At 69.4% G+C, this 12,331-nt stretch carries 12 protein-coding genes; 7 read left to right on the top strand and 5 right to left on the bottom strand.

From position 1 onward, the window contains the following. The first annotated feature begins 279 nt into the window (after positions 1–279). Positions 280–1,599 (top strand): extracellular catalytic domain type 1 short-chain-length polyhydroxyalkanoate depolymerase, encoded by a 1,320-nt coding sequence (locus CHC08_RS07685; protein WP_143653136.1) that lies wholly within the window; start codon positions 280–282, stop codon positions 1,597–1,599. Positions 1,600–1,719: 120 nt separating this feature from the next. Here CHC08_RS07685 and CHC08_RS07680 read toward each other — a convergent pair whose 3' ends face one another. Continuing rightward, a complete protein-coding gene (locus CHC08_RS07680) occupies positions 1,720–3,096 on the bottom strand; it encodes a GH1 family beta-glucosidase (protein WP_089206475.1) in 1,377 nt (458 codons plus the stop codon). Continuing rightward, complete coding sequence (locus CHC08_RS07675) at positions 3,093–3,383, bottom strand: ABC transporter permease family protein (RefSeq protein ID WP_218825152.1); 291 nt, start codon at positions 3,381–3,383, stop codon at positions 3,093–3,095. The genes CHC08_RS07680 and CHC08_RS07675 overlap by 4 nt, the downstream gene beginning before the upstream one ends. Before the next feature lie 276 nt (positions 3,384–3,659). Here CHC08_RS07675 and CHC08_RS07670 point away from each other — a divergent pair, with 276 nt between their 5' ends. The 5 genes from CHC08_RS07670 to CHC08_RS07650 all read left to right on the top strand — a co-directional run bounded on the left by CHC08_RS07670 (position 3,660) and on the right by CHC08_RS07650 (position 7,393). After that, positions 3,660–4,685: a LacI family DNA-binding transcriptional regulator gene (locus CHC08_RS07670; protein WP_089206474.1), complete on the top strand. Its 1,026-nt coding sequence runs from the start codon at positions 3,660–3,662 to the stop codon at positions 4,683–4,685. Between the two features lie 71 nt (positions 4,686–4,756). Continuing rightward, on the top strand, positions 4,757–5,737 hold the full coding sequence (locus CHC08_RS07665) for a DUF418 domain-containing protein (protein ID WP_218825151.1): 981 nt from the start codon (positions 4,757–4,759) through the stop codon (positions 5,735–5,737). Continuing rightward, positions 5,700–6,494, top strand: a complete 795-nt coding sequence (locus CHC08_RS07660) for a carbon-nitrogen hydrolase family protein (RefSeq protein ID WP_089206473.1) — start codon at positions 5,700–5,702, stop codon at positions 6,492–6,494. Before CHC08_RS07665 ends, CHC08_RS07660 begins: the two co-directional genes overlap by 38 nt. Positions 6,495–6,533: 39 nt before the next feature. Then, positions 6,534–6,965 carry a hypothetical protein gene (locus CHC08_RS07655; protein WP_089206472.1) on the top strand — a complete coding sequence of 144 codons (432 nt, stop codon included), beginning with the start codon at positions 6,534–6,536 and terminating at the stop codon, positions 6,963–6,965. Then, entirely contained in the window at positions 6,962–7,393 is a 432-nt protein-coding gene (locus CHC08_RS07650; RefSeq protein WP_089206471.1) for a hypothetical protein, read from the top strand. The genes CHC08_RS07655 and CHC08_RS07650 overlap by 4 nt, the downstream gene beginning before the upstream one ends. Positions 7,394–7,457: 64 nt before the next feature. Here the strand turns inward: CHC08_RS07650 and CHC08_RS07645 are convergent, their stop codons facing one another. Both CHC08_RS07645 and CHC08_RS07640 read right to left on the bottom strand, forming a co-directional pair. Further along, positions 7,458–8,954, bottom strand: a complete 1,497-nt coding sequence (locus CHC08_RS07645; protein ID WP_089206470.1) for a carboxyl transferase domain-containing protein — start codon at positions 8,952–8,954, stop codon at positions 7,458–7,460. Further along, a complete protein-coding gene (locus CHC08_RS07640) occupies positions 8,951–10,105 on the bottom strand; it encodes a CaiB/BaiF CoA transferase family protein (protein ID WP_089206469.1) in 1,155 nt (384 codons plus the stop codon). The genes CHC08_RS07645 and CHC08_RS07640 overlap by 4 nt, the downstream gene beginning before the upstream one ends. Positions 10,106–10,281: 176 nt before the next feature. Between CHC08_RS07640 and CHC08_RS07635 the strand changes: the two genes are divergently transcribed. Further along, positions 10,282–10,857, top strand: coding sequence for a uridine kinase family protein (locus CHC08_RS07635; RefSeq protein WP_089206468.1), 576 nt, complete (start codon positions 10,282–10,284; stop codon positions 10,855–10,857). A gap of 245 nt (positions 10,858–11,102) precedes the next feature. Here the strand turns inward: CHC08_RS07635 and CHC08_RS07630 are convergent, their stop codons facing one another. Continuing rightward, complete coding sequence (locus tag CHC08_RS07630; protein ID WP_089206467.1) at positions 11,103–12,008, bottom strand: alpha/beta fold hydrolase; 906 nt, start codon at positions 12,006–12,008, stop codon at positions 11,103–11,105. Between the last annotated feature and the right edge of the window lie 323 nt (positions 12,009–12,331).

The following is a 12,331-nucleotide window of genomic DNA, read 5'->3' as shown; positions in this document are numbered from 1 at the left end:
GCAGCGCGACGGCCTGAATCCCGGCCGCCCGCGTACGGACCACGCACGGGCCCGGTGGGTCCGGCGGACCCGCCGAACCGGCGGGCCGGTGGAGATCCGGCCGAAAGTTTCACCTGGTCGGCGCCCGTGTTCGCGACTTCTTCCAGGTCATCGGCCCGCCCTCTGACGAGGTCCGCGGCGAGGCTTGTCCTCTGAAACATTTCTATAAACACTTCGAAATATTTCAGACGGTCGCACCCTTGATGCGGTCCGCCCCAGGACAGCCAGAAAGGACAACGGATGAGGGTGAAAGCTCACGCGTTGGGCGCGGTGATCGCCGCCATGGTGCTCGTCATCACGGCCCTGGTCACGGCGCCACCGGCCTCGTCGGCATCCCTGACCGAGGTGACCGGCTTCGGCACCAATCCCACCAACCTGCGAATGCACCTATACGTACCGGACCGCGTCGCGGCCAGACCGGCCATCGTGGTGGCCGTGCATTACTGCACCGGCACCGGCCCGGCCTTCTACTCGGGTACGGAGTTCGCCTCCCTGGCCGACCGGTACGGGTTCATCGTCATCTATCCGTCGGCGACCCGGAGCGGCGCCTGTTTCGACGTCTCCTCACCCCAGGCGCTCAGACATGACGGCGGCAGCGACCCCGTGGGGATCGTGTCCATGGTCAGATACGTCCAGCAGCGCAACAACGCCGACCCCGGCCAGGTCTACGTCGTCGGCGCGTCCTCCGGCGCCATGATGACCAACGTCCTGCTGGGCGACTACCCCGACGTGTTCAAGGCCGGGGCGGCGTTCATGGGAGTGCCGTTCGCCTGTTTCGCCACCACCGACGGCTCCGGCTGGAACAGCGCCTGCGCCAACGGCACCGTCGTCAAGACCCCGCAGCAGTGGGGCGACCTGGTGCGAGGGGCCTATCCCGGCTACAGCGGCGCACGTCCGCGCATGCAGGTGTGGCACGGCACCGAGGACGCCACCCTGCGCTACCCCAACTTCCAGGAAGAGATCAAGCAGTGGACCAACGTCCACGGGCTCAGTCAGACCCCCACGTTCACCGACCACCCGCAGTCGAACTGGACCCGGACCCGGTACGGAGGCACCGGCGTGAACGTCGCCGTGGAGGCGATCAGCGTCCAGGGCGTCGGGCACAGCCTTCCCACAGGCGGCATGGCCGCGGCCGCCATCCAGTTCTTCGGCCTGACCGGCGGCCCCTCGCCCACCCCGACACCCACACCCACCCCGACGCCTACACCGACCCCCACCCCGACACCTACGCCGTCGCCCTCCGGTCCCTGCCGCGTCACCTACACCATGAACACCTGGAACAACGGATTCACCACCGCGGTCACCGTTGCCAACACCGGAACCTCCCCCATCACCAACTGGTCCCTGGCGTTCGCCCTCCCCGGCGGGCAGACGATCACCTCCGCCTGGAACGCCACCGTCTCACCGGCCAGCGGTCAGGTGACCGCCAGGAACGTCTCCTACAACGCGACCATCGCGGCGGGCGCCTCGGCCGGCTTCGGCTTCCAGGCCACCCACACCGGTAACACCGGCAAACCCGCCTCTTTCACCCTCAACTCCGCCACCTGCACCACGGGCTGAGAGGATCCGCGTCGGCGCTCGGGGGCCGGCGCGGGCCTGAGGCAGGCGGATGCCCCCACCGCCGACCACTCGGTACAGGGGTGAGGGCTCGTCCCCCGGGCGACCCCGGAGGACGGGCCCTCACCCCTGGTCACCGATGAAATCCCGGTACCAGTGGTAACTGGCCTTGGGCGTGCGAGCCTGGGTGGCGTAGTCGACGTGCACGAGGCCGAACCGGGCGTCGTACCCCCTGGCCCACTCGAAGTTGTCGATCAAGGACCAGCAGAAGTAACCGCGGACGTCCACCCCGTCGGCGATGGCCGCGCCGGTGGCGGCCAGGTGCTCCGCCAGGTAGTCGATGCGGCCGGCATCGTCGATCTCGCCGCGGTCGCCGTAGCCGTTCTCGGTGACGAAGACCGGCGGCAGTCCAGGAAACCGCGCGGCAAGCCCGGTGAGGGTGTCCCGCAGGCCGCGCGGCTCGATCCGCCAGCCGAGCCCGCTGGTCCGCGGCCCGTCCGGCATCACCGTGCGCACGCCGATGTCGTGGGCGGAACGCAGCGCCGGGTCGGGCTGGGCGTACGGCGCGGCGGCGGCGTGGATCGGGTAGTAGTAGTTCACCCCGAGGAAGTCCAGCGGCGCCGAGATGAGTTCGAGGTCGCCGTCGCGGCGGAAGGAGAAATCGCTGATCTCTCCGTAGACCTCGGGCAGGTCCTCGGGATAGGCGCCGCCGAGCAGCGGCTCTGTGAACTGCCGGTTGACCATCAGGTCCATCCGGCGGGCGGCGGCCGCGTCCTCGGCCGAGGGGCTCGCCGGCACGCCCGGCGACATGTTGAGCGTGACGCCGATCTGCTCGCCCTCCCGGGCGCGCTCCCGCAGGCGGCCGGTGGCCAGGCCGTGCCCGACGAGCAGGTGGTGTGCCGCGGCCAGGGCTCCGTGCCCCTCCCGGGCGCCGGGCGCGTGACGGCCCTCGGCGTATCCGACGATCGAGGAGCAGTACGGCTCGTTCAGCGTAATCCAGTACGGCACGCCGTCCAGTGCCTCGTGCACAGTCGCGGCGTAGTCGGCGAAGCGCTCGGCGGTGTCCCGATCCCGCCACCCGCCGCCGTCCTCCAGCGCCTGGGGCAGGTCCCAGTGGTAGAGGGTGACGAACGGCACGATGTCCTGCTCGTGGAGCGCGTCGACCAGGCGGCGGTAGAAGTCGAGGCCCCGCTGGTTGACGCGGCCGCCTCCCTCGGGGAACACCCGTGGCCACGCCACCGACAGCCGGTAGGCGCCGACGCCGAGACCGGCGAGGAGCTCCACGTCCTGGGGCCAGCGGTGGTAGTGGTCACAGGCGGGGTCGCCGGACTCCCCCGCCGCCACGGCTCCCGGGACCTTGGCGAAGGTGTCCCAGATCGACGGACCGCGGCCGTCGACGTCGACGGCCCCCTCGATCTGGTAGGCGGAGGTGGCCACGCCCCAGACGAAACCGGCGGGGAAGGTCCCGGCCGCCGCGACGTGCTCTTCGGTCGCCGTCATCCCTTGATCGCCCCTGACATGATTCCTCCAATGATCTGCCGGCCGAGGAGCGTGAACACGACCACCATGGGGACGGTCGCGATCACTGCACAGGTCAGCACGCGTGCGAAGTCGGTCGTGTAACCGCTGGCCAGGGTGGAGAGCGCGACCTGGACGGTCGGATTCTCCGGGGTCAGCACGACCAGCGGCCAGAAGAAATCGTTCCATGCCTGCATGAAGGTGAACAGCCCGAGCACGGCCGCAGCGAGCAGTCCTGCCGCGATGATGCGCATTCTTCCCGAGAACACAGGGACTCCTTCTTCCTGAAGAAGCGGGGAAAGGTCCCAGAAATAAGGAATAGCGCGACCGCGGGCAACGAGCGGTGACCCAGATTTCACATAGAAAGACACCTGCTTGTCAAGTCACGGACCCGTGAAACGGGACGCCTTTACTTGACCGCGAGGAAATTCACCTGGCTGCGGGATACGCCGGCCGCAGAGGGGTTGACGGAGTCAGCCAGGACGGCTACCTTCCATGAAACCGGTTACATGAAACCGGTTACAGAGGTGCGGTAGTGTGCGGTCGTGGCAACGATCAGAGACCTGGCCCGCCAGTGCGGCGTGTCGGTGGCGACAATCTCCCGTGTTTTCAACAACCCCGAGGTGGTGAACGCCGAAACCCGCGACAACGTCCTGCGCGTCGCCGCGCGTATCGGCTACCAGCCCAACGAGTCCGCGCGGACCCTTGCCACGAAGAAGTCATACATGGTCGGCCTCATATGGGACACCGACCATCGACGCCCCGGATGGCGTCATCCCTTCTTTCAGGAAATCATCATCGGCCTGAAAACCGCTCTGAGTGAGCGGGGATACCACCTTCTGATGCTCGCCACGAGCGACGACGAAGGAAGCCATCTCCGTGCCGCGAAAAGGCACAATCTCGATGGCGTGGTATTCATCGACAATGGCACCCAGGATCCCGCCCTGACCCAGCTGGCGGAGTCCGACGTGCCCTGTGTCTCTCTGGACCGCCCGATCACGGGGCCCAGGACGACCTACGTCATCTCCGACAACGCGGGCGGCGCCCGCATCGCGGTCAACCACCTGTACGAGCAGGGAAGACGGTCCATCGCCACGATCGCCGGGCCGGGTCGCACCCGGCCGGGCATCGAACGGCTCGACGGATACCGCGACGCGCTCGCGGCGCTCGGCCTGCCCGAGCGGAGCCACCACGTCGTCGAAGGCGACTTCTACCTGGCGGGCGGGCACGCCGCGATGCGGCGCCTGCTCGAGCTCGACGAGCGTCCCGACGCCGTCTTCGCGGCGGGCGACGAGATGGCGATCGGCGCCATCCGCGCCATCACCGAGGCGGGGCTGAAGGTCCCCGAGGACATCGCGGTGGTCGGTTTCGACGACATCGAGCTCGCCGCACTGGTCCAGCCGGGCCTGACGACCGTCGCCCAGGACAAGGGCGGGTTCGGCACCGCCGCCGCCACCGCGCTGATCGCCATGATCGACACCCCCGCCACCGGGTCGCCTCCGCCCAGCGTGCTGCCCACCAGCCTGGTCATCCGGGGAACGACGTCGACCCTGCCGAGGACGTCACCTTAAAGGCTCATAGACGCCTTTGTTCCCACTGATGTCTATGCGTGATCAGTTATGTGGTGATACGTCTATTTCTTGTGACCAGAAGACTGCATGAGCTCGACGCGCTCCGTGGCTTCGCGGTGTGCGGGATCATGGTGGTCAACACCTGGCAGCACACGCGCGAGCACCTCACGAGCCCGGGGCAGAACGCCGTCGACTGGGCGATCGACAACCTGCTGCAGAGCAGGTTCTATCCGATCTTCTCGTTCCTGTTCGGGCTGAGCTTCGTCCTCTTCCTGAGGTCGGCGGCCCAGCGGACGGATCACCCCTGGGCCGCGCTGCTGCGCAGGCTGGCGGTGCTCGCGGTCTTCGGCGCGATCCACTGGATCGTGAACCCGGGCGAGGTGCTCCTGCCGTACGCGATCTTCGGGGCCCTGGTCCTGCTGCCCGTCTCGTTCTTCCCTCCACCCGCGACGGTGATACTCGGGGGCGCCCTCACGATCTGGGCGGTGCACGAGGGCGGCGGGATGATCCTCATCCCCGGGCTGTTCCTGCTGGGCATGGCCGCGATGGAGCATCCGCCGCCCGAGCGGTGGCTGCTCCCCGCCTTCCTCGTCTCCACCGTGCTGGCGGTGGCGCTCGTGTATCTGTGGGCCCTGACCTTCGACGATCCCGACACCTTCTACCGGGGCACCTACCCGGCCGCGGGGCTCGCCGCCGCCACGGCGTACTGCACCGGTCTGCTGCTGCTCCTGCGGACCCGGCTGCGGGACCCGCTGTTCGCCGTCTTCACCCCGCTCGGCCGGATGGCGCTGACGAACTACCTGCTCAGCACGCCCATCATCCTGATCTCCCTGCCGCTGCTCACCGCGGATTCGACCCGGGTCACCGGGGTGGTCCTGTCCGTCGTCGTGCTGGCGCTCCAGGTCGTGTTCAGCCGGATGTGGCTGGCCAGGTTCAGGTACGGCCCGATGGAATGGGTGTGGCGGTGCCTCACGTGGATGGAACGAGTCCCGAACCGACGGATAGGGTCAGAGCGTGACACGCATAGCCCTGTGCCAGATCCCGGTCTCTGAGGAGCCCGCCGCCAACCTGAGCCGTGCCCGCGAGGCCATGGACAGGGCCGCCGCCGACGGCGCCGATCTGGCGATCTTCCCCGAGGCCACGCTCACCCGGTACGGCAAGCGGATCACCGACCTGGCCGAGCCGCTGGACGGACCCTTCGTCACCGGGCTGGCCGAGTCCGCACGGGCCCACGGCCTCGCGGTGATCGTGGGAGTGTTCGAGCCGGGAGACGACCTGGTCCACAACACGGCGGTGGCCATCGGCTCCACCGGTAGGATCGAGGCGGCCTATCGGAAGATCCACCTGTTCGACTCCTTCGGCGCCCGCGAGTCCGACCTGGTCTCGCCGGGTTCCACCCCGGTCGTGGTGGAGCTGGCAGGACTTCGGATAGGCCTGGTCACCTGCTACGACATCCGCTTCCCCGAGTTGACCCGGGCGCTGGTCGACGAGGGTGCCGAACTGTTCGCGGTGATCGCCGCGTGGGGGTCGGGACCGATGAAGGAGGAGCACTGGACGACTCTGGTCAGAGCCCGCGCGATCGAGAACACCACCTGGGTGGCGGCCGTGGGCCAGGCGCCGAATCCGGAGGCCCGCGACGGCTTCGGGATCGGCCGGAGCATGCTGGTCGATCCGATGGGCGTGGTCCGCGCCGATCTCGGCCCGGCACCCTCCGTCCAGACCTGCTCACTCGACCCTCAGATCACGATTGTCACCCGGAATGCCCTACCGTGCCTGGAACACCGACGCCTCAACATCGGCAGATCGTAAAATGCGACCGTGAGTGAGCCACCAGGGCGTAGAACGCAGATGCAGAAGGTCATTCCCCCTCGGCTGCTCGTGCCCTATCTGGCCGGCAGGCGGACGGTGATATCGGGTTACGTCTACCGTGTTCAGGACTGTGCCCGCCTGACCACCCCCGCGGAGTTGTTCATGGGCCTCGACCTGGCGTTCGAGGGCTCCGAGCTGACCGTGACGGTTCCGGAGATCTACCTCATGCGCTGGTTCGCCCGCGACATGGACGCCTATGTCGTGCCGTACGGCCCGCACATGGGTGGTGACTGGAACGATTCACCGCCGTTCGCCGGGAACGGCTTCACCACCTCGCGCGAGCATGTCGTGCCCCAGTTCCACACCACGCCCATGCCGATCCCCGCGGGGGCAGAGATCATCCATGTGACTCCCGACGAGGAGCGCCTCTTCGGCCTCTACGACGGACTCAGCTGGAGGCCGGCCTCATGAGCCCCGAGATCGAGCCGGTGGCCTCGGGTTTCGCCGCCCACTACGAGGGCCAGACCTACGCCGCGGCCCTCGGGCCCGGCAGCGCCGAGGTCGTGCTGTTCAACGAGGAGGCCCACAAGGGCTTCGAGGCGGCCTCCGGCTACTGGCGGGCGGTGGTGGCCCGCGAGGACCTCGACTGGCTCGTGCTGGTCCGCACGGTCGGCGCGTTCGGCGGTGAGCCGTGCCTGATCCTCGACGTCTCGGAGGAGAACGGCGAGGAGAGCCTGCACATCGCCTACACCGGGCACAGCGGGCTGAAGGCCGAGGCCCTAGGTTACTGGATGGTCGACCACGGAGCCTACGAGGTCGTCGTCCCCCGCGACGAGGTCTTCTCCATCCGGATCGAACGACTCCCCGTCCCGCTCGCCCCGGCGGGCTCGGAGCCGTAGCGTCGTCCACCGGCGGGGCCCGCCAGCCCGCGGCCCCGTCCAGGCGCCCGCCACCGGTGCCTTCTCAGGCCATCCCGAGCCGACGGTAGCGGGAGAGCCTGGCGGCGAGGCGGTCGGCGGGGGGCTGGTCGAGCAGCCCGGCGATCTCGTACTCCAGAGCCCGGGAGATCCTGCGGCAGAAGGCCTCGGGTTCGTAGGCGGCGTCGGGGAGCTCCGGGATGATCCGGTCCACGACGCCGTCCCGCCGCAGGTCGGTGGATTTCACCCGCTGGGCCGCGGCGATCTCCGGGGCGAAGTCGACGCTCCGGTACAGCAGCGCCGAGGCCCCCTCCGGGGAGAGCGGCGACAGCCAGCCGTGCTGGGCGCAGAGCACCCGGTCGGCCGGGAGCAGCGCGAGCGCCGCGCCGCCCGCGCCCTCGCCCAGCAGCAGGCAGACGGTCGGGGCGTCGAGCATCACCAGGTCGGCCAGGGAGCGGGCGATCTCGGCGGCGAGCCCGCTCTCCTCCGCGACCTTGGACGCCGCGGCCCCGGCTGTGTCGATCACGGTGACCAGCGGCAGGTTCAGCTCGGAGGCCAGGCGCATGCCTCTCCTGGCGACCCGGAGCCCCGCGGGGCCGACCGGGGCGACGATCCGCTGGCGCCGCCGGTCCTGGCCGAGCACAACGGCCGGAACCTCGCCGAACCTGGCCAGGGCGAGAAGCATCCCGGGGTCGTTCTCCCCCTCCCCGGTGCCGCTGAGCGGCGTGACGTCGGACGCGCCGAGCTTGAGCAGCGCCCGCATGCCCGGACGGTCGTCCCGGCGGGAGCGGCTGATCGCGTCCCAGGCCTGGATCGGCTGGACGTGCTCGTCCGGCTCGGGCCCGGCCTCCAGCCCCGTGCGGGGAGCGCACAGTACGGCGAGCGCCCGGATCGCGATCCTCCGGGCGTCCTCGGCCGACACGACCGCGTCGACCAGGCCGCGGGCGAAGAGGTTCTCGGAGACCTGCACCCCGCTGGGGAACGGGTAGCCGTGCAGCGACTCGAACACCCTCGGCCCGAGGAAGCCGATCAGCGCCTCCGGCTCGGCCGCGGTGACGTGCCCGAGCGAGCCCCAGGAGGCGAAGACGCCGCCGGTGGTGGGATGGCGCAGATAGACGACGTACGGCAGGCCCGCGGCGCGATGGTTGGACACCGCGACGGTGATCTTCACCATCTGGGCGAAGGCCACCGCGCCCTCCTGCATCCGGGTGCCGCCGGAGGCCGGGGCGGCCAGCAGCGGGAGCCGCTCGGCGGTGGCCCGCTCGATCGCCGAGGTGAGCCGCTCCGCGGCGGCCACCCCGATCGAACCGGCCAGGAAGGAGAACTCGCAGGCGACGATCGCGACCCGGCGCCCGTCGAGCAGGCCCTCACCGGAGACCACCGCTTCGTCGTATCCGGTCTTGGCCCGGACCGCCGCGAGCTCTTCCGCGTAGCCGGAGCCCGGCTCGGCCGGGTCGATGGGCGTCTCGTCCCACGACCGCCAGGTCCCGGGGTCGAGAAAGGTGTCGATCAGTGTGCGCGCGTCAGGCCGGGTGAGGCTCATCCCTCACGATCCTCCAGCCAGGCGAGCACCTCGTCGTTGTGCTCACCGAGTGCGGGCGGGACCCGGTGGCGCATGGGAGGGGCGCCGTCGAAGCGGAGCGGCGGCCCCGGCAGCTCGATGGGGCCGAGCACGGGGTGGTCCACCTCGATGACCAGTCCCTGGGAGCGGGCCTGGTCCCAGGCGTACACCTCGTCGATGGACCTGATGGCCCCCGCGGGCACACCGGCCTCGCCGAGCGCGGTCAGCCAGTGTCCGCGGTCGTGCTTGGTGAGCGCCCGCTCCATGTCCGCGATCAACTCATCCCGATGAGCAAATCTTTCCCTATTTGTCGCATATTTCGCCACATTGGGATCAATGTCCAGCAGGGCGGCGACCTTTCGCCACTGCACGTCATTCGCCGCGGCGATCTGGATCATGCCGCCGTCGCAGTGAAACGCGCCGTAGGGGGCGATGGAGGCGTGGTGGTTGCCTCCCGCCCCGGGCACCTGGCCGCCGACCGTCCAGGCCGTGCCGTGGTAGGAGTGCACGCCGGCCACCGCGGCCAGCAGCGAGGTCCGCACGACCTTGCCCAGCCCGGTCCGCTCGCGCTCGTAGAGCGCGGCGACCACGCCGTACGCCCCGTGGATCCCGCCGAGCAGATCCGCGATCGAGGCGCCCACCCGGTACGGCTCGTCGGGGGACGGGCCAGTGAGGCTCATCAGGCCCCCCTCGCCCTGGGCGATCTGGTCGTAACCGGGCCTGCCGCCCTCGGGACCGTCGTGGCCGAAGCCGGTGATCGACAGGATGACCAGGCGCGGGTTGAGCTCGTGCAGCCGCTCGACGGTGAAGCCCAGTCGGTCCAGGACGCCGGTGCGGAAGTTCTCGATCAGCACGTCGCTCTGCCGTACCAGCCGTTCGATCAGGGCCTTGCCCTCGGCGGCCTTGAGGTCGACGGTGATCGACTGCTTGTTGCGGTTGGCGGCCATGAAGTATGTGGACAGGTCGCCGTCGGGGCCCACGAACGGCCCCCAGCCCCGTGACTCGTCGCCCCCTCCGGGATGCTCCACCTTGATCACACGGGCCCCCAGATCGCCGAGCATCTGCGCGGCGTGCGGTCCCGCGAGCGCGCGCGAAAGGTCGAGAACGACGATGTCGCCGAGGGCTCCCTGCAAGATCAACCTCCAGTGGTGGTGGCCGAGCCTAGTCGAACCGGGTCCGGAAAGGCATTCCCCTCCCCACCGGTCACCTTGCCAGGTGACCACCCGGCACGACATCCAGATGTGGAGAAAATAGTCGATTCCTCACGCGGAGGATCAATAGGGTAGGCGACGGATGGAATCATGGGAAAATGGCAGTCGCGATCTCCTTCACGGAACTGGCCGGAAAGATCAGAAAGCTGCCGCCGTCGTGCGGGCCCACCCGGGTCGTCGCGGTGGACGGCCCCGCCGGATCGGGCAAGACCACCTTCGCCGGACGGCTGGCGCGGGAACTGGGCGCTCAGGTGATCCACAGCGACGACTTCCCCGTGCCGTGGGACGAGCCTCCGGCGGCGTGGTTCGGACGGGTGGAGGACCAGGTGCTCGGCCCGCTGGCGACCGGCGGACCGGGACGCTACCAGCGCTACGACTGGGTCCGCGGCACGTTCGAGGACTGGGTGGACGTGCCCGTCGCGCCGGTCCTTCTCCTCGAAGGGGTGAGCACCGCCCGTCGCACCGCCCCCGTCGCCTTCGCCGTCTGGGTGGAGGCTGCCAGGGAGCTCCGGCTGGCCCGCGTCCTGGCCAGGGACGGCGCCTCTCTCGCGCCGCGCTGGCGGGACTGGATGCGCGCCGAGGACGCGTGGTTCACCGCCGACGGCACTCGCGCCCATGCCGATCTCCTCCTCGACGGCGCCGCGATCCCGGGCGAGTTCGTCGGAATCCGATAGGGCTCGGTCACCTCGGGCAGGGGGCGCCGCTTCTCTCGCTGACTTTAACAATCTGCCCATTTACCAGCGATATTTACATGTGTCGGGTAAAAATCCATTTACGGTGAGACGTGCGGGTAAAAGCGCGTCCGCTCTCGCGCCGCCGTACCCGGAATCCGGCACGTGACCTCCACCGGGATGTCACGGCCGGGACCCGGCGCCCGGCCGCCGCCACGCCGCCATGGCTGGGATCCGGCGCCCGATCGCTACCGGGCCACCGCGGCCCGGGAGAGGAACGAGCCGAGGAGTTTCGCCGTCGTCTCGGGCGCCTCCTCGGGCACGTAGTGATCGCAGGGCAGCGCATGGCCGCGCACGTCGGTCGCGTACCGGCGCCAGACGTCGAGGACGTCATAGGTGCGGCCGACAAAACTGTCGGCGCCCCACAGGGCCAGGACCGGGCAGCTCACACGCCAGCCCGCGTCCGCGTCGGCGTCGTCGTGACGCAGATCGATGCTCGCGGCGGCCCGGTAGTCCTCGCAGGAGGCGTGGATGGCCGCCGGATCGGAGAAACAGCGGACATACTCGTCCAGGGCCGCCGGGTCGAACGGGGTTCCGCCGTTGTGGCGGGCCTGCATCCGGGAACGGACCCAGAACTCCGGGTCGCCGCCGATCAGGTGCTCGGGGATGCCGCCGCCCGCGGCGAGGAAGAACCAGTGGTAGTAGCCGAGCCCGAACGCGGCGTCGGCGTGCTGGAACACGTGGCGGGTGGGCACGATGTCCAGGACCGCCAGCCCGGTGACCGCCCGCGGGTGATCCAGGGCGAGGCGGTGCCCGACCCGGCCTCCGCGGTCGTGACCCACCACCGCGAAGCGGTCGAAGCCGAGTTCGCGCATGACGAGCAGCTGGTCGTAGGCCATCGCCCGCTTGGAGTAGGCGCTGTGATCCGGCGTGGAGGGAGGTTTGCCGCTGTCTCCGTAACCTCGGAGGTCGGTGAGGACCACGGTGTGCTTGCGGGCGAGCACGGGCGCCACGTGGTGCCAGATGAGATGGGTCTGCGGGTAGCCGTGCAGCAGCAGCACCGGCGGGCCGTCGCCGGAGACGTGGGTGTTGATCCGCACGCCGTCGGCGTCGATCACGCGATGGGCGAACGAGGCAGGCAAAGGGATACTCACGATGACGTCCCTCCCGGGCGCGGCAAGGTCGTGGGGTCGGTCGACCGTTCCGCGGCCTCCCTTGGGCGGGCGCTGATGTGCCCCTGATTCGATACCAGCACATACCGGGCCCACCGGCCACACCCGTGCCGCCGGTCGGCACAGAGGTTTTGTCGTATCCCATCGGAAAGCGGAGGTTCGCCCTTGACCCGTGCGCGTTCGAGGCGTCGCGGGGCCTCGCCCCCACCTGGAGAGCAGCCCGTATGTGTTAATTCTGGCGAAATATAATTCTTTAACGGCCTAAAAGCTTGAAAAATTGACAAGATCGATTCACGATTCTCCAC

Origin of the sequence: Streptosporangium subroseum, assembly GCF_900188345.1 — a bacterium.
Classification (GTDB): domain Bacteria; phylum Actinomycetota; class Actinomycetes; order Streptosporangiales; family Streptosporangiaceae; genus Streptosporangium; species Streptosporangium subroseum.
The sequence above is the reverse complement of the archived record's forward strand: the minus strand, read 5'-3'. Positions and strand labels throughout refer to the sequence as shown.